We start from the raw sequence: 16,818 nt of genomic DNA, 5'->3' as shown, positions 1-16,818 counted from the left end.
CAGATTGTTACCCGCCACGCGGACGAGCACGCCGTATCAATGTGAGACGACGACCCTGCCTCGCGTCTGGCCGAGGGATCGACCGCGCGTTTTCGCAGCGTGTCGGGCACATGATGGCCGAAGGTTCAGGTCAACGACTTCTGGGCGGAGCCCACTCAAGCCGCGTCAAGCAAAGGTGACCTGTGTCTCAAAGTGAGACAATCGGGCCAACGGGATTCCGCGCTACTCTGGTTGGACCATCACGTCACACCCCCGTGGACGATGGAGTGCAGGCAATGGAGCCCACCTCAGTCACACTCGGTGGCCGTGCCTCAGGCGGGACGGCCACACCTGAGGCACGCCGCGAGTCCCCACAGCTGTCCGTACGTGCCGAGATCGCGCTGTCATGGCGCCGGTCCGCAGCCTGCGGAATAGCCCCTGACAAGAAGGCTGAACTACCCTACGATCCGGACTTCGACAGTGACAGCCGACTGCTGAAGGCGGCCACGCCGGTGGTAGAACGTCTCGCCAGTTCCCTGGCCGACACCTCCACCAGCATCCTGCTCGCCGACCGGCAGGCGAGGATCGTGCGGCGCTGGGTTGGCGAGAAGCCGCTGTACAGTGCATTGGACAACGCATACGCGGCCCCCGGGTTCGCCTTCGCGGAGGAGTACGCCGGCACTAACGGGTTAGGCACAGTCCTGGAGGAAGCTCGAACGGTCGCGGTTCGCGGCGAAGAACACTACGCGGACTTCCTACGCCACCTGTCGTGCGTTGGGGTCCCCATCCACAACCCGGTCACCCGAGCCGTCGAGGGAGTTCTCGACATCACCTGCCTCGCTGACGACTACAACCCGCTCATCCCCGCTCTGCTCTCCGAATCGGTACAGCACATCGAAACCCGGTTGAGCCACCTGTCGTCCCCCGCCGACGTCGCCCTCGTCGAGGCGTTCACCCGTGCCCGCCGTCTGCATCGAGGCGCCATACTCGGCCTCAACCCGAACATGATCCTCACCAACCCCATCGCCAGCGGCAATCTCACACCCCAAGACCAGGCGGTACTCTGGGACGCGTCCACACAGTTGGCTCGTACCCAGCGCTCCGAAGTAAGCGTGGACCTCACGCACGGGCGGTACCGTGTCCGGTGCCAATCCGTCACGACCGCCTCCCACGACCCCGCTGGGGTCGTGGTGTACCTCGATCCGATCCGGCCTCGCCACCTCAGCACGGGCTACCGCCCATCCGCGACGCCCACCGGCACCGGCTGCACACCTCCAGCGGGACGCAGCCCACAGTGGCGCCGCGTCACCACGCGAATCCAGGAACTGGCTCAGCTCCCCGATCCGGTAGCGATCACCGGCGAACCGGGCACAGGCAAGCTCTACCTGGCCAAGTACCTGCACGAACTGTCCAGCCCCGCCCGGGGACTGCGCGTTTTCAACGCCGCCGACCCCACCGAGACCGCACCCAAGGACCTGATCATCCGGACCAACGATACCCTTGGGCAAGGCGACAACGTCATCGTACGGCGAATCGAATACCTTCCGACACAGGCGCAGGCGCAGCTGCGGGCCCTCGCGGCGACGAGCCCCCATCCCGCCTCCGCATCGACAACCGGACGACTCATCGTCACCGCCCAAACCACGACCCACACCCATGAGCGGCTCGAACAAGCCCTCGCATCCTACCCGCACCACCTGTGGGTGCCGCCGCTGGCCCAGCACATCGAGGACATCGCCGACCTGACGTCGGTCCTGCTCACGGAACTCGCCGGCCAACCCACCGCACACTGCAGCCTGCCAACGCTACAAGCCCTGATGCGTAGCCCATGGCCGGGCAACATCGCCGAGTTACGAGACGCCCTTGCCGCCGCACTCAACGCCAGCCATGGCCAGGAGATCCAACCGCACCACCTACCGACCTGGGTGCTCAAACGTGCACACCAACGACAATTATCCGTAATGGAGCAGTCGGAGCGCGAACTGATCATCGAAACACTAGCCAGCGTCGGGAACAACCGGACACAAGCGGCGAGAATCTTGGGCATCGGCCGCGCCACCCTGTACCGCAAGATCCGTACCCTCGGCGTCTCCACCGCCCAGGAACTCCAGATGGGGCTATCTGATCAACTTATCGGACAGTCCCACTGCCAGGTGTCGCGAGACCGTCGAGGACCAGCTCGCTGATCGCGGCGGAGAAGCGCGCTGCGTCGACGGATGGATCGGCGGACGGCCGCGCTGAGGCCAGCGACGGTGCTGGCTCCGAAGACGCTCAAGGACACGGCGCCCGGATCGGCACCCTGGCTGGGGCCCGTCGGAGACACCGTCGAGCAGGAGCTCTACCGGCACCCGGCCGTCCGTGAAGTGGCCGTCGTCGGCGTCCCCGACGTCCACTGGGGCGAGACGCCAGTGGCCACCGTGGCGCTCCAGAACGCCGCCGAGACGACGGCCGAGGAGCTCATCGCGTACGCCCGGGAGCGGCTTGCCCACTTCAAGTGCCCTACCCGGGTCGAGTTCGTGGCCGAGTTGCACCGCACAGCGCCGGCAAGGTTCTCTAGACGGTGCTACGTCAGCAGCAGGGCGCAGACGAACACGCAGTACGCCGCTGAGCTCAGTTCAGACTGCTCCCGTCGTGCCAATCCGGCGCAGGTCACGATTCGAGGGAGAGGAACCGGACCGCGACCTCTGAGATCTTGCGTGCTGTCGCGGTTCGGTCCCATCTGGGCAGGGCCAGGTGACTGACTGTCAGGCGGACCATGGTGTCGGCCGCGTCGATGACGTCGTTTTCGGGAAGACTCGGGTAACTCTCCGCGACCCATCCGGCCAGGGTGTCGGAGGCGAGGTCGAGGAGTCGCGCGGAAGTTGTGAGCAGTGGGAGCATCCCCGTGGACGCTTGGCTCCCCCCATTCAGGTCGCGGTTGGAGATGAGCACCGCCTTGAGCAGGGGGCTACGCCCCGCCTCGTCCAAGGTGTAGTCGACGGCTGCAGCGATGCCGCGCTTCGCATCGCCGACGTGCGCCTCCAGCGCCCCCTGGATGCCCTCCAGGAAGCGTGAGGCTTCCCGAAGCACGACGGCTTCTCCGAGGCCGGCCTTGTCACCGAACTCCTTGTAGAGAGCTGCCCGCGACACCCCGGCTCGGTCCGCCACCTCCCCCATGCGCACCCGGTCCCAGCCGCGGTCGATGATCAAGTCGTGGGCAGCCTCGAGGACAGCCGAGCGCATGTGCTCCCTGAACCGTTCACGCATGGAGTGTGCCCGCATGAAAGACAGGGTAGCGATCTCTGTCTCGCTACCGACTCCCGTCACCGATCTGGACAAGATCAAGCTACCGTGCGTGGTCGTCTGCAACCCTGGTCGTGACGCTGTACGACTGGACAAGGCCCCGCGAGTATCCCGCACCAACTGCCGTGGTCGTCGGCAACTCTCGGAGGTCCTCGACTCGAATGGCACCGGGTCCCCGACCAGTAGCGTGATCGGACGACGACGGCCCAACACCACCCTCCGTTCGTAGGCTGGCACGATCGTCTGCACGCCCCACTGTGCAACAGGAGTCAATGGAGCTGACGTCTCGTCTCCAGCGCGATGCGAACAGTACCCGATCCTTGAGCGGCATCAGACTTCCCTCCGGCCGCTTCGTGATCGATCCTTTCGGGTAGACGACGAGGGCGCGCGATCCACGGCTTCGACCGCAGCGCGGAGCCCAGCTCGGCTGTTGGAACGATCGACCTCGACGTGGCCGGCCGGCCGAAACCACCAGCCGACAGCTCTGCTCTGAAACGGGCTCGTCTTTGCTATGACCGGGGGTCCGGCCCTCTGGTCCAGGATCATCTCCGCCGGGAACAACGGATCGGTTCGGGAGACAGGGCTGACCGCCGGCACCGCACCTCCCGTCTCGGCGAGGCGTCCCGTGCCGCGCCAGTCCACTCTCCTGGCCACCAGCAGCAGCGGTTTGCGAACGAGCAACACCAGCCACCATGCAGGACCGCGTGCGTCTCTGGGGACGTGCCTCACGTCTGCAACCGACGCGATTCACGGACGCCCAGGATGTTAGACAGAAGCCCCATCGCCGTCCACGCTGTCGACATCCAAGTCATCCTTGTTCGCCGCACTGGGCGGTGCCTCGGTGGTGACCACGGTCAGCGGTCGGCCCCCTTCGTCACACCGCAACCTCTGCTGTCAGGGCGGCCATATCGACTGCGGTCCCCTGGCCGAGCATGCGCTTGGTGGTCATGAAGTCCCGGGGACGGTTGACACAGTCAGCGGCTATCAGCTCGCCCTTCCGGAGGTAGTAGCAGGTGAAATCGCGGTCGGCGGTCGGGTCACCGCTCAGGACGATGTCGTCATAGCCCGTGTTGAGTCCCGCGATCTGGAGCTTGAGGTCATACTGATCCGACCAGAACCACGGGAGCGCCGTGACCTCCTTGTCCGTTCCACAGATGGTCGCCGCTGCCACCTTCGCCTGCTCCACCGCGCTCGGCACCGACTCCAGGCGGATCCGTCGGCCGTAGCGTGGCATGTCCTGCGAGGCGCAGTCCCCGGCGGCCACAATGGTGGGATCATTGCTGCGCGCGTGCGCGTCGATCAAGATCCCGTCGTCCACCGCCAGGCCGGCTGCCTCGGCCAGTTCCGTGGTCGGCTCGATACCGACCCCGATGATCACGAGATCGGCTGCCATAAGCTCGCCGCTCGCCAGGACCGCCTCGCGGACGCGGTGGTCACCGACCAGCGCCTCGACCGATGCGCTCGTCCGCACGTCGACTCCCTCATGTTGGTGGACGCGCGTGAAGAATGCCGACACCTCAGGAGCGGTCACCCGCTCGAGGACACGGTCTGCGGCCTCCAGCACGGTGACGTCAAGACCCAGCGCGCGCAACGACGCGGCGGTCTCCAGGCCGATGTAGCCACCACCGACGATGACGGCACGCCGTCCGGGGATGGCGTCCTCGCGGATCCGCTGCACATCAGATGACCGACGTAGGTAGTGCACCCCATCGAGCTGGGTGCCGGCGGCGCGCAGGCGTCGTGGGCGTGCGCCGGTGCAGAGAGCCAGGGCGTCATAGGACAGTCTGTCCCCCGTGCTGAGCAGGACCTGGCGAGCCGAACGATCGATCTCCTCCACGCAGGCGTCCAGGCACTCGATGCCCTGCTTGAGGTAGAAGTCCTGGGAGCGAATGGCCAACTCCGTCAGCGAGCACTTGCCAGCGAGGTAAGCCTTCGACAGAGGAGGTCGCTGGTAGGGCAGCACCGACTCGTCACCGACCAGCACGATCTCACCGGACCAGCCCTCCTGGCGGAGGCTGGTGACCAGCTGCGCCCCGGCATGACTGGCACCCACCACCACCGCGCGCGCTGAGCTCATCCGGCGCCCTTGGGGGTGAGCTCGACCATCAGCTTGCTGATGCCCCGAACGAAGTTGGACTGGACGTATTCCGGCTCCCCGACTACATCGATCCTCTCGAAGCGCGGGAGGATCTCCTCCCAGAGGATCCGCAGCTGCAGCTCGGCCAACCGGTTGCCCATGCACCGGTGCACGCCGAACCCGAAAGCGATGTGGTTGCGGGCGTTGGGCCGGTCGATGATCAACTCGTCCGGTCGCTCGAACACAGTCTCATCGCGGTTGCCGGACGCATACCACATCACCACCTTATCACCCTTACGGATGAACTGGCCGTTGAGCACGGTGTCGGTCTTGGCGATCCGGCGCATGTAGGCAAGCGGAGTCTGCCAGCGGATGATCTCTGAGACCATGTTCGGGATCAGGTCCGGATTGGCCTTGAGCTTCTCGAACTGGTCGGGGAACTGGTTCAGCGCGAGAACGCCACCACTCATCGAGTTGCGCGTTGTGTCGTTGCCCCCGACGATGAGCAGGATCAGGTTGCCGGCGAACTCCATGGGACGCTTGATCAGATCCTTGGTGCTCTCATTACTCTGCAGCATGGTGATGAGGTCGAACCCGGGCTCTTCACCGGCCGCGAGGCGGGCGGCCTTGTCATGCCACAATGTGCTGAGTCCACGCGCCATGCCCACCATGCCGCGGAACAGCTCGTCGTTGTCGGAGGGGCCTCCGTTGGCCTGCTCCATCGAGGTGGCCAGGTTTGACCACTCGACGAGCTTGTGCCGCTGCTCGAAGGGGAAGTCCAGTAGCGTCGCCAACATGCGGGCGGTGAGCTCGATCGACACGGTGCTCACCCAGTCGAAGGGTTCGTTGACGGGCAGGTTGTCCAGGACGTCCCTGACGCGCTCGCGAATGAGGCCCTCCATCTCGCGGAGGTTCTTCGGAGCCACCACCCCTTGGACGGCGCGGCGCTGAACGTCGTGCTTGGGCGGGTCCATGGCAATAAACATCGCGATGTCCATGAACCGCGGCGGCGCCCCGATGACAATGAGAGGTTCCGCGGAGAAGACCTCGTGGTTCTTGTCCACCGCAATGATGTCGGCGTGACGCGTGACCGACCAGAACGGTCCGAAGGGACTGTGAGGCTGGTAGTGGACCGGGGCCTCGTCGCGTAGGCGCTTGAAGTAGGAGGCCCAGCGCCCCTGCCGGTAGAGGAACGGGTTGCTGAGGTCGATGTCTTCGAGCGCGACTTCTTCGACCGGCGGGATCGGGCGTTCGACGAACATCTTCTGCCCGTTCGTGCGGGTCAGCCAGCGTCGGCCCTTGTCGTAGAGGTGTGCGGCCTGGACCTGTCGATCCAGCGGGATGGCGGCCTCGACCTTCCTCTTGACTGCTTCAGGGATCTTCATCTCGTCGACACCTCCTGCTACATCTGGAATTCGGGCAGTTGCACGGTCAGGCCATCCCATGACTCGGAGGCCTTGATCTGGCAGGACAGCCGAGACGTCGCCTGTCGCTCGGGGTTCATCGACAGCATCTCCTCTTCCACCGGACCGGACGGGCCGACCTTGTCGGCCCAGGCAGGATCCACGATCACGTGGCAGGTGCCGCAGGCGGCCTCTCCGCCGCAGTCGCCATCGATGCCCGGAATGGCGTTGTTCGTCGCGACTTGCATCAGCGAGCAGCCCTCCTCGAGGGGCGCCTCGTGCTTCTCCCCGTCGTGCGACACGAAAGTAACGACTGCCATCGACAACTACCCCACTCTTGACCACAAGACGGACACTTCCTTCATGATTGTCGTCGGCGTCCGACAAGGCCATGTCGAAGCCGCGCCATCCTGTTGTGAGTTCGGATCACGTGAGGATCGCCATGTGGAGAGACGAGCCAGGCGTCCCATCTCTTGTGTTCGTGCAACTGCTGAGCAGTTCAGCGATCGATCAGAACGCCGTGGAGGAGTTCCGCGCCATCATGGCGCGCGAGGGAACCGGCGAGCTGACTCTGATTCAGACCCAAGCGCAAGCACCGCTGCGGTGGTTTCGCGAGGTCTATCCCGAACTCGACGCCGAGCAGGCGACCCGGCTGGGGATCGCCTGCGCGGAACAGGCCCAGCTCACGTCCTTCGGGCCGATGAGCGTGCCGCTGGTCAGCGCAGGAACCGTCGCCGAGGTCGTGCAGCTGCTGACCTATCTTCCGGTTATCACCAAGGCCGTCACCACCCAGTTCGATCGCCAGCCGGAGGACCTGACGATTCGGCTGTCCGGGAACGCAGGAGAACCCGACCTGGACTGTCTAGTCGTCACCTACTGCGGCCTGGCCCTCATGCGGTTGATCGACCTGCTGGTCGGCGACACGTCGGAGGTGACCATGCATAGTCGCTGGCCGGAGCCGAGCGTCCTGTCTCGAGAGGCATGGCCAGGGGGTCGGCTCGTCTTCGACGCCCCCTTGTCCTACCTGCATATCCCTGCACGGACGCTGCACACGGCCTGCCGCTTCCCCGACCCACTCGCCTACGAAGTCGCCATAACTGACCTCCAGCAGGCGCTCGAACGTCGGGCTGGCCCCCAGGACTTCACCCGCAGAGTGCGGGAGCTGTTGGACGACAGGCCAGGGGTGAAGACGATCCAGTCAGTCGCGGATGAGTTCTCGATCTCCTCGAGCACCCTGAAACGCCGCCTCGCCGCGGAGGGAACCAGCTTCCGCGAACTCCTCCAGAAGTCCCTGCTCGACCGTGCCCGGATACGGCTGCTCGACCGATCCACGTCGGTCAGTGAGGTCGCCGCCGAACTCGGCTACAGCGACGTCACCAACTTCTCGCACGCCTTCAAAGCATGGACCGGCTCCTCACCGAGCCACTTCCGACGCGCCCACCAGCACCCTTGAGCACGGCTCCCAGCGCAGCCTCTCGGCAGGACCGCGGCTGGGGCGCCGTCCGAAATTTGTTTGACAGACCCTCGGAGGCCGTCCATCAGTCACCCGGCTGACCAACCTTCCTGGAGACTTCGCCCGATCCGGGCCGGTTCTCGTGGTCGGTGAGATGCGCGTCGGGGTCGACCGAGGTTTCGAATGCGGTGGCGAGGTCCTCGGCGGAGGTGTGTCCGTGGGTCTGTCGCAGCGGGGTTTCGCGTAGGAAGAGCAGGGTGACGAACCCGAGCAGCGCGAACGGTACGGCGGCGAGGAAGGTGGTTTGCAGCGCCTCGGCGAACCCGGTGGTGACTGCGAGATGGATGGGCTCGGGCAGCGCCGCGATCTGTTCGGGGCTGCCCTGGGTGGCAGTCCCGGCGGGCATCTGGTCGGCGGTGACCCCGGCCGCCTTGAGCTGCGCGGGGATGGTGTCGCGGAGGCGGTGGGTGAGCAGTGCGCCGAAGACTGCGACTCCCATCGCGCCGCCGAGGGAGCGGAAGAAGGTGGCTCCGGAGGTCGCGACGCCGAGGTCGGCGTGGGGCACGGCGTTCTGGGTCGCCAGCACGAGGACCTGCATCACCATGCCGATGCCTGCGCCGGTGATGAACATGAACACCCCGGCCAGCCACAGCGAGGTGTCCACCGACATCCGGCTCATCAGCGTCAGCCCCAGGACGGCGACCAACAGGCCGACGACGGGGTAGATCTTGTAGCGGCCGGTGTGGGTGATCATGCGTCCGGAGGCGATGGACGTGGCCAGCAGGCCGACCATCAGGGGAAGCGTCAGCAGGCCGGATGCGGTGGGTGACTCGCCTTTGACGATCTGCAGGTACTGCGGGAGGAAGATGATGGCGCCGAACATGGCGACCCCGACCGCGAAACCGGCCAGGCTGGTGATGACGAAGGTGTGGTTGGCGAACAGTCGCGGGGGCATGATCGGTTCGACCGCCCGGCGCTCCTGCCAGACGGTGAGCGCGAGCATGAGCACCGCCACCGCGGTCAGCCCGTAGGTCCAGCCCGAGTTCCAGGCGAACTCCTTGCCGCCGAGCGAGAGCATCAACAGCAGGGCGCTGATCCCGGCGACGATGAAGAAGGCCCCCAACCAGTCGATGGCATGCCTGCGGCGCGGGAACGGCAGCTTCAGCACACGTTCGGTCACCGCCAGGGCCGCGATGCCGATGGGGATTCCGACCCAGAAGGTCCACCGCCACGAGAGGTGCTCGACCAGGAAGCCACCGAGCAGTGGCCCGGCGACGGTGGCCAGGCCGAAGACCGAGCCGATGTAGCCCTGGTAGCGGCCGCGTTCGCGGGGGCTGACGACGTCGCCGATGATCGCCTGGGACAGTGCCATCAGCCCACCAACGCCGATTCCCATCACGGCCCGGAATCCGACGAGTTGCCCCATGTTCTGGGCGAACCCCGAGGCCAGGGAGGAGACCAGGAAGATCCCGATCGCGGACTGGAACATGATCTTGCGGCCGTACAGGTCCGACAGCTTGCCCCAGATCGGTGTGGAGGCGGTCGAGGTCAACAAGGTGGCCGAGACGACCCAGGCCAGCTGGTCCTGGCCGCCGAGCTCACCGACGATGGTGGGCAGCGCCGTGGCCACGATCGTCTGGGACAGGGCGGCGACCAGCATCCCCATCATGAGCCCCACCAGGACGGTGAGGATCTGCCGGTGCGTCAGCCCCGGCATCACCTGTTCGCCGGGTGCCCCAGGGGCACCGGCTTCGGGGGAAGACGGCGTGCTCATCGCTGGCTCCGTTCTGTGCTGTTCGGGTCCGAGGCCAGATGCTTGTCGAGGCCGGCGTTGAACGCGGCGAGCAGGGAAGCGAAGTTCGCCAGGTCCTCGGGCGACCACGACTGCAGCAGCTTCCGGACGACACCGCGTCGTTCCGCCCGGGTCGTGGTCAGGACGTCTCGGCCGCGCTCGGTGAGTCGCAGTCGGAAGGCGCGTCGGTCCTCGGTGTCGGCTTCCCGCGTGATCAGGCCGGCCTGCTCCAGGGAGGCGACCTGCCGGCTGATCGTCGAGGCGTCCAGGTGGAAGTGTGCTGCCAGCGCACTGGGCCGCAGTGGGCCGGTGTCATGGAGCCACGCAAGGATGCCGTAGGCGGCCCTCTCCACGACCTGCTCGGTCGGGCCCCCGCGCAGATGCACCTTCTGGGCGCGCCGCACCAACAAAGTCAGCTCCTGCTCGATGGACTCCACCGAGACCAGGTCGGCCTTCGACCCAAGCGGTTGCATGTACCAACCATAACCGGTGGAGGGACAGCGAGCGCACCAGCCCGCCATTCTCGCGTGGCCAGAGCCGGGGCGAGGCCGGGAGAAGCACGGCCACCAGATCGTCCTGGCTTGCCGAGGTCAGATTGTCGAGGCCGACAGCGTGGCGAGCCAGGGCGGGGCCCGGAATCTGCGATATCGCGAGCGCGGCGCGCTGGTGTGTGCCCGGCGCCGACCAGGTCGAAGACCGTGCCAACTATCAGACCGGTTTCGTGGCCCAAGTCGGGCCACATTCCGCACACGAATGGCAACGATGGTGGCTGCCTGTCACCCGCAGGGCGTTCAAGCGACTACCTCGTCCACCACGGGAAACCCAGCAGGCCGGACGGCACTCAAACCCGCCTCGTCCACGGATCCTGCAGGCGCAGGAAACGAGCACCTCAACCCCACGCGCCTCAGCGGCTTGCTTGAGCCGGATGCCGCGACGAGTGGCACCTCCGATTCTCAGGGGGCCTCCGACCTCGCCGTCCGCTGCGAAGCCCGTCGTGCCGTCACGCCAGCGGCCCGCCGTCGCCGGACGGCTGCCTGGGAGCAACTGCGCCGAGGCCAGCATCGATGTGCACATTGGGCAATTTTGCTCATTGGGCAGAGGTGGGCATACTGAGGGCGTGGATCGTGGGTTGCGGGACCTCAAGCGCGAGGCGACGAGAGAGGCGCTGGCCAAGGCGGCGTTCGAGCTGACCCGTGAGCGCGGCTTGTCGGGGTTTGTCACCGCGGACGTGGTGGAGCGGGCGGGGTACTCGCGGCGGACCTTCGGCAACCACTTCTCCTGCAAGGAGGAGGCGGTCGCTTCGGTCGCGTTCGGTGGTGTCGACGACGCCAGCGCGATCCTGGCCGGCCTTCCCGCTGACCTGCCGCTGCTCGACGTCCTGTTGGCTGTGATGAAGACGCAGTTCACCACGGACGCGTTGGTGAGGATGCGCGAGCTGATGGCGATGGCGCGGCGGTACCCGACCCTGGAGCCCCACGTGCTGGGCGTTCAGCAACGCATGCGCCATACCGCGCAGGAACTCTTGGGCTCGGTGGCGGGGGACCGGTACCCCACCGTCTACGTGCCGCTGTTGTTCGGTGCCGTGTACGGCGCCGTGATGGCCGCTCTAGAGGGAACCCTTGATGTGGACCTCGGCGGCGAGTACGACCCCAGCCCCGCGTCGATGGACTACAGCTCGTTCCTCGACATCACTTTCGACTACCTGCGCCACGGCTTCTAGACCTTCTAGACACCGCCCCTCTTTGCCCTCAAGGAGCACCAGTCCCTCATGTCCACTTTCTTGTACCGGCTCGGACGAACGGCGTTCGGCAGGCCGTGGCTGTTCATTGCGGGCTGGCTCGCCGCCCTCGCAGTGGTCGTCGGTGCGGTCGCCATCAACGGGGTGAGCGTCAGCTCGGAGATGAAGATCGAGGGCACCGAGGCCCAGACTGTGCTCGACCGCGTAGCCGATGAGCTCCCCGCCGCCTCGGGAGGGCAGGCCAGTGTGGTCTTCACCGCGCCCGACGGTGAGCGCCTCGACACGGCGGAGCGACTCGCGGTGATCAGCGGCACCGTCAGCGACGTCTATGACCTCGACAAGGTCGTCAATCCCCTTGACCTCGCCACGGGTACCTCGGAGGAGGGCACCCCAGGCACGCCCGAGGAGAAGGCACCGGGCACTCCGCCAGCCGGGCCGGACCACGGGCAGGCGCCTCCCTACCAGCCGCTGCTGGTGGACGGGGCACCGGTGCCCGGCGTGCTCGTGTCCTCGGACGGGCAGGTCGCGCTGTTCCAGTTCCAGTTTACGGTCGCCTCCACCTCATTGACACCTGAGGACGTCAGCTCGGTGGTCGAGGTGGTGGAGCGTGCCGAGCAGGGTACGGGGATCACCGTTCTCCCGAGCGACTCGCTCAAGGCCATCGAGATCCCGGTCGGTGTTGGCGAAGTGATCGGTCTCGCCGTCGCCGCCCTGGTGCTGGTGCTCACCCTGGGCTCGCTGATCGCGGCCGGCCTGCCCCTGATCACCGCGCTGGTCGGCATCGGCATCGGCGTGGGCGGCGCGTACGCGCTCTCCACGGCCGTCGAGATGAACTCCGCCACGCCCGTGCTCGGTCTCATGGTCGGCCTCGCCGTCGGCATCGACTACGCCCTATTCGTTGTCAACCGGCAGCGACGGCTGATTCTCGATCAGGGACTCACCGCACAGGAGGCAGCAGGCAGAGCTGTCGGCACCGCAGGCAGCGCGGTCTTCTTCGCCGGCCTGACCGTCCTCATCGCGCTGACCGCGCTGACCGTCATCGACATCGCGATGCTCTCCACGATGGCCCTGGTCGCGGCGTCCACGGTGGCCCTGGCCGTGCTCATCGCCCTGACCCTGCTGCCCGCGCTGTTAGGGCTGGTCGGGGAGCGGATCTGCTCGGACAAGGCCCGAGCCCGACGCTACGCCAAGGCGGACGCGGAGTCCCACAGCGTCGCTGACCACTGGGTCAAGGGTGTCATCAGGTTCCGGTGGCCCGTCATCGGCGGCGTGGTCGCGATCCTGGGCGTGATGGCGATCCCCGCGGCCAGCATGAACCTGGGCATCCCAACTGGTGCGACCGCGAACCAGGACACCGCCGCCCGACAGAGCTACGAGGCGGTCTCCCAAGGCTTCGGTGAGGGATTCAACGGCCCGCTCCTGGTCACCGCGGAGCCCACCGGCACCGCAGGCCGCGTCACACCCGAGCTGACCGCGAAACTGGCCGACGAGTTCCAACACCGAGACGACATCGTGCTGGCCGCACCCGTCGGCGTCAACGAGGCCGGCGACCTGGCCGTGTTCAGCGTCATCCCCACCTCCGGCCCCAGCGACGAGGCCACCAGCGATCTTGTGAAGTCGCTGCGCGAGCCCAGCAACGCGATCGCCCAGAGCAACCAGGTGCGGCTGGGCGTGACCGGGTTCACCGCCATCGGCATCGACATGTCCGACAAACTCGCCGATGTCCTTCCGCTCTACCTCGGCATCATCATCGTCCTCTCCGTCCTGATCCTGATGCTCGTCTTCCGCTCCGTGGTCGTCCCGATCAAGGCCACAGCCGGCTTCCTGCTCAGCATCCTGGCCACCTTCGGTGCCACCACCGCCGTCTTCCAGTGGGGCTGGCTCAGCGGCCTCTTCGGGTTCGACACCGGCGGCCCACTCATGAGCTTCATGCCGATCATCGTGACCGGCATCCTCTACGGACTCGCCATGGACTACGAGGTCTTCCTGGTCTCCTCGATGCGCGAGGCACACATCCACGGCCAGCCGGCCCGACACAGCGTCGTCCATGGGTTCGACCAGGCCAGCCGGGTCGTCGTCGCGGCCGCCATCATCATGGTCGCGGTGTTCTCCGGCTTCATCTTCAGCCACGACATCATGATCAAGCAGATCGGCTTCGCTCTCGCCGCTGGCATCCTCATCGACGCTTTCGTCGTCCGGCTGACCCTCGTCCCGGCGCTCATGGCCCTCTTCGGCGAACGAGCATGGTGGCTGCCCCGCTGGCTCGACCGCCTGCTGCCGGACCTTGACGTCGAGGGCGACAAGCTGCTGACCATGCTCAACCAGCAGGCCGAGGCCACCGACCGACACCACATCGAGGTCCGCGACTGAACGAGCCCCCCGGAAGCATCCGGAGCCGAACCACCGGGGGCACGTTCAGCAGCCCCACCACGTCGACCCCGTCTGCCCGCACGGCCGAACGCGGTCGACCATCACCGCCGGTGTCTCGGTCACCGAGGATCCAGCCGGTGATCAGACCAGCGCTCCAGCATTCCCTCCAGCTCGTTGCGCAGGAACGCGATGAACGTCGTCGCCTCGGCTAATCGGTGGCCTTCACCGCCGGGAGCGCCGAGCTCGACCGTGGCGCTCTCCAGCGTGGACTGCCACTGCTTGAGAACCGGGATCCAGGGGCCACGACCATGCCCCAGACGTTGCCGTCACAGACCCGGTAGAGCTCCGCCCTCTTCCCGGGTTGGCGTTCCTTGACCACCATCCGCGTCGCGGTGAGATGGCGCACCGCCCCCGAGATCGCGGCCGGACTGACCCGAAGCCCTTCCGCGAGCGCGGCGGAGGTGTAGCGTTCGGCGTCGTCGGCGAGCATGTAGGCGAACACCCTGGCCGACATCCGTGGGACCCCGCCTCGTTCAGGATCAGGGCGATGCGCTCCACCACCCGGAGCAGCCCCTCGCCCTCGTCCTGCCAGCGGCTCGCCATCATCTGCTCACCATCACCCATCCAGCCAGGCCCACCCGGTACGACCTGCGGGGATGCTGCCCGCAGCCGCTGCAGCCTGCGGGCCACTGACACGTTCCTCACAGGACTCGGCCCGGCGTCGATGTCGCCTCACAGCCCGGACGCTCCAGCCGCCCCCGATCCGTTTGGCCGCCACCGAGCCGTGGTTGGCACCGACGTCCCGCCGGGCACAGGTTCGAACTCGTCGGCCCCCAGCGGCCGGTGTTGGGGCTGCAGTCAGAGATCGAACTGCGAACCGTAGACTCAGGAGGCGTCCGGGCCATCGGAGTCTGTTTCAAGGTCGGCACCACCCCCTCCAAGTTCGGGACCGTCCGGCCCGAGCTGGCCGGTCGTCAAGGTGTACTGGATCGCATTTGCGCAGGTAGTCCTCAAGATCGCCCAACCCGCGGGCGATGTCCTGACGCAGCCTGCGTTCGGCAAAGAACCGGAGGCGGGGCGGAGGATGTTCGCGAACCCACTCCATATACATGAACTGCCCCATGCACCAGCATGCACCGAACGCGACGCTGGCAGCCACCAGCATCCACCACGCGACTGCCAACACATCCCACAGCGCGTTGCCCAGCTGTTGCCATGCCAGCCCGTACGGATCCCGGTACCTCAATTTCACCCACCTCCACCCTGGTGGCCGAACCGAGCATCACGATCACCCTGTACCCAGCGGTAGAGTTCACCGTACGCTGAAAAACTCAGGAGGAAAAGGGTAGAGCCGTGCGGCCGGCCAGCGCCACTACCTCGGAGCGGGTCTGTCAAACGAGCCGCGAAGCGGGCGACCACAGCGCCAGACGTCCCGTCGGCATGCCGGTCACTGAAGTGAGCATCGCTGAACAACCACCATCAGGAACCTGCAGGACCGGATCACACGGGCGTGTCCGGGAGCGTCCGCGAGTCCTACCGGCTGTGTAAGTGACGAACTGGCCGAGCAGCTTCTCCGCCCGATCTAACCGGAAACCGAGTGCGCGGCGGACACCCAGATAGTCGGCGAGGGCTGGACGCAATGCGCTCATGCCGTACCGTCCGAAGCAGGCCAGTGACGGGCGACCGGACGCAGGGCCGCCACGTCGACCTTCGTGTAGAGCGTCATCGTGATCGGATCACGATGACGCAGCACCTGGCCGATCTCGGCCAGCGAAGCGCCTGCGGTCAGCATTGCGTTGGCCGCGCTGTGACGCAGTCGATGCGCATACATCACCGGTAGCCCGGCTCGGCGGGCCGGCCGCGCCACCACGTTGCTGACGGTGTTCCGGCTCATCGGCCCATGTGGCGCCTACGCGCAGACAAACACGTGGCGGGCACCGGTTTTCGGTCGCCAACCAGTCAGATACGACACGAGCGCCTTGCCGACATCAGCAGGCAACGGTAACCGCTCAACTCGACGGCTCTTGCCAGTCACGGCCAGCTCACCGTTGCGCCAATCGATATCTGCCAGGCGCAGGGATGCGATCTCGCCAGCACGAAGCCCGAGCCGCGACAGGACCGCCAGGATCGCCGCATCCCGTTGCCCACCTGGCTATCGAGATCGCACGAGGCCAGCAGCGCCGCCACCTGATCGGTGGGCAAAGCTTTGGGCAGACCAGCCAGTTTCCATCGCGCCACGGCTGGCACCGCCAACGCCAACCCGACCGGGATGGCGCCGGTGGCATGCAAGTACCGCAGCAGCGACCGTAGTGGAGTCACCAGCCGTGGCACTGACTGCGGATCGCGATGCGATTGCTCCACCACGAACGCGGTGACATCGCCAGCGGTCAGATTCTCCAACTCCAGTCGGCCCTCGCGCATCCGCGACACCACGAACCCACGGACAGCACGAATGTTCCGGTCGATCGTCCGGTCGGAAAGGCCACGCTCGCTCGCCTCGTAGTTGGCATACTGGGCCAGGAGAACATCAACGGCCGTCACCATCACGGGCAGCGGATCAGCCAGCGATACCCCCGCCGTCGGCAGATATTCCAGCAGCGCCGCCCATGACCCCCGCCTCCAGCTTCTGAAGCGCCCCGGCGCGTCCTTGGCGTCGATGAACGCCTCCACCGTCGCCGGGCTGAACGAAGTGTCAACGGCAGCTGAAACCTGACCAGGTGTCGG

Annotated in this window: 13 protein-coding genes and 2 pseudogenes; 5 read left to right on the top strand and 10 right to left on the bottom strand. The window is 66.4% G+C overall.

Annotation, left to right across the window (positions count from 1 at the left end; all coding sequences use genetic code 11):
* Positions 1–275: 275 nt before the first annotated feature.
* Both BAY60_RS35500 and BAY60_RS35495 read left to right on the top strand, forming a co-directional pair.
* Positions 276–2,165, top strand: a complete 1,890-nt coding sequence (locus BAY60_RS35500; RefSeq protein WP_110341381.1) for a sigma-54-dependent Fis family transcriptional regulator — start codon at positions 276–278, stop codon at positions 2,163–2,165.
* A gap of 30 nt (positions 2,166–2,195) precedes the next feature.
* Positions 2,196–2,720: an AMP-binding enzyme gene (locus tag BAY60_RS35495; RefSeq protein ID WP_110341383.1), complete on the top strand. Its 525-nt coding sequence runs from the start codon at positions 2,196–2,198 to the stop codon at positions 2,718–2,720.
* On the opposite strand, the gene BAY60_RS35490 is transcribed toward BAY60_RS35495, so the two are convergent.
* The 4 genes from BAY60_RS35490 to BAY60_RS35475 form a co-directional block, all read right to left on the bottom strand.
* Positions 2,629–3,240 (bottom strand): TetR/AcrR family transcriptional regulator, encoded by a 612-nt coding sequence (locus BAY60_RS35490; RefSeq protein ID WP_009156875.1) that lies wholly within the window; start codon positions 3,238–3,240, stop codon positions 2,629–2,631. The two genes, BAY60_RS35495 and BAY60_RS35490, sit on opposite strands and share 92 nt — an antisense overlap.
* Positions 3,241–4,135: 895 nt before the next feature.
* On the bottom strand, positions 4,136–5,338 hold the full coding sequence (locus BAY60_RS35485; protein ID WP_110341385.1) for an NAD(P)/FAD-dependent oxidoreductase: 1,203 nt from the start codon (positions 5,336–5,338) through the stop codon (positions 4,136–4,138).
* Positions 5,335–6,723: a cytochrome P450 gene (locus BAY60_RS35480; protein WP_110341387.1), complete on the bottom strand. Its 1,389-nt coding sequence runs from the start codon at positions 6,721–6,723 to the stop codon at positions 5,335–5,337. Before BAY60_RS35480 ends, BAY60_RS35485 begins: the two co-directional genes overlap by 4 nt.
* Positions 6,724–6,740: 17 nt before the next feature.
* Positions 6,741–7,061, bottom strand: coding sequence for a 2Fe-2S iron-sulfur cluster-binding protein (locus tag BAY60_RS35475; RefSeq protein WP_110341590.1), 321 nt, complete (start codon positions 7,059–7,061; stop codon positions 6,741–6,743).
* 161 nt (positions 7,062–7,222) lie between these two features.
* On the opposite strand from BAY60_RS35475, the gene BAY60_RS35470 reads away from it, so the two are divergent.
* Entirely contained in the window at positions 7,223–8,194 is a 972-nt protein-coding gene (locus tag BAY60_RS35470; protein ID WP_233520115.1) for an AraC family transcriptional regulator, read from the top strand.
* An 85-nt stretch (positions 8,195–8,279) separates the two neighbouring features.
* Here BAY60_RS35470 and BAY60_RS35465 read toward each other — a convergent pair whose 3' ends face one another.
* From BAY60_RS35465 to BAY60_RS38680, 3 genes and pseudogenes are all read right to left on the bottom strand, one after another.
* Positions 8,280–9,968 carry an MDR family MFS transporter gene (locus BAY60_RS35465; RefSeq protein ID WP_110341391.1) on the bottom strand — a complete coding sequence of 563 codons (1,689 nt, stop codon included), beginning with the start codon at positions 9,966–9,968 and terminating at the stop codon, positions 8,280–8,282.
* On the bottom strand, positions 9,965–10,459 hold the full coding sequence (locus BAY60_RS35460) for a MarR family winged helix-turn-helix transcriptional regulator (protein WP_233520116.1): 495 nt from the start codon (positions 10,457–10,459) through the stop codon (positions 9,965–9,967). Before BAY60_RS35460 ends, BAY60_RS35465 begins: the two co-directional genes overlap by 4 nt.
* 85 nt (positions 10,460–10,544) lie before the next feature.
* A pseudogene (locus BAY60_RS38680) lies at positions 10,545–10,691 on the bottom strand (TetR/AcrR family transcriptional regulator); the annotation flags it as partial.
* A gap of 412 nt (positions 10,692–11,103) precedes the next feature.
* On the opposite strand from BAY60_RS38680, the gene BAY60_RS35455 reads away from it, so the two are divergent.
* Entirely contained in the window at positions 11,104–11,706 is a 603-nt protein-coding gene (locus BAY60_RS35455) for a TetR/AcrR family transcriptional regulator (protein ID WP_199542772.1), read from the top strand.
* A 48-nt stretch (positions 11,707–11,754) separates the two neighbouring features.
* Positions 11,755–14,094, top strand: a complete 2,340-nt coding sequence (locus BAY60_RS35450) for an MMPL family transporter (protein WP_110341395.1) — start codon at positions 11,755–11,757, stop codon at positions 14,092–14,094.
* A gap of 208 nt (positions 14,095–14,302) precedes the next feature.
* Here BAY60_RS35450 and BAY60_RS35445 read toward each other — a convergent pair whose 3' ends face one another.
* From BAY60_RS35445 to BAY60_RS35425, 3 genes and pseudogenes are all read right to left on the bottom strand, one after another.
* Positions 14,303–14,608 (bottom strand): MarR family transcriptional regulator, encoded by a 306-nt coding sequence (locus tag BAY60_RS35445; RefSeq protein WP_110341397.1) that lies wholly within the window; start codon positions 14,606–14,608, stop codon positions 14,303–14,305.
* A 1,131-nt stretch (positions 14,609–15,739) separates the two neighbouring features.
* Positions 15,740–16,180: pseudogene (locus BAY60_RS38225) on the bottom strand (tyrosine-type recombinase/integrase).
* The coding region (locus BAY60_RS35425; RefSeq protein WP_211330572.1) for a site-specific integrase at positions 16,126–16,818 on the bottom strand (693 nt) is incomplete at its 5' end. The pseudogene BAY60_RS38225 and the gene BAY60_RS35425, both read right to left, overlap by 55 nt.

It is taken from the genome of Prauserella muralis (genome assembly GCF_003202285.1).
Taxonomy (GTDB): Bacteria; Actinomycetota; Actinomycetes; order Mycobacteriales; family Pseudonocardiaceae; genus Prauserella_B; species Prauserella_B muralis.
Note: the sequence above shows the minus strand (reverse complement) of the source record. Positions and strands in the feature narration are given on the sequence as shown.

What these genes read in the sequence shown, in the direction of transcription:
- BAY60_RS35445 (WP_110341397.1), bottom strand. Translation starts at nt 14,608, where the DNA reads ATGTCGGCCAGGGTGTTCGCCTACATGCTCGCCGACGACGCCGAACGC.
- BAY60_RS35465 (WP_110341391.1), bottom strand. Translation starts at nt 9,968, where the DNA reads ATGAGCACGCCGTCTTCCCCCGAAGCCGGTGCCCCTGGGGCACCCGGC.
- BAY60_RS35480 (WP_110341387.1), bottom strand. Translation starts at nt 6,723, where the DNA reads ATGAAGATCCCTGAAGCAGTCAAGAGGAAGGTCGAGGCCGCCATCCCG.
- BAY60_RS35485 (WP_110341385.1), bottom strand. Translation starts at nt 5,338, where the DNA reads ATGAGCTCAGCGCGCGCGGTGGTGGTGGGTGCCAGTCATGCCGGGGCG.
- BAY60_RS35500 (WP_110341381.1), top strand. Translation starts at nt 276, where the DNA reads ATGGAGCCCACCTCAGTCACACTCGGTGGCCGTGCCTCAGGCGGGACG.
- BAY60_RS35475 (WP_110341590.1), bottom strand. Translation starts at nt 7,061, where the DNA reads ATGGCAGTCGTTACTTTCGTGTCGCACGACGGGGAGAAGCACGAGGCG.
- BAY60_RS35460 (WP_233520116.1), bottom strand. Translation starts at nt 10,459, where the DNA reads ATGCAACCGCTTGGGTCGAAGGCCGACCTGGTCTCGGTGGAGTCCATC.
- BAY60_RS35450 (WP_110341395.1), top strand. Translation starts at nt 11,755, where the DNA reads ATGTCCACTTTCTTGTACCGGCTCGGACGAACGGCGTTCGGCAGGCCG.
- BAY60_RS35495 (WP_110341383.1), top strand. Translation starts at nt 2,196, where the DNA reads ATGGATCGGCGGACGGCCGCGCTGAGGCCAGCGACGGTGCTGGCTCCG.
- BAY60_RS35490 (WP_009156875.1), bottom strand. Translation starts at nt 3,240, where the DNA reads ATGCGGGCACACTCCATGCGTGAACGGTTCAGGGAGCACATGCGCTCG.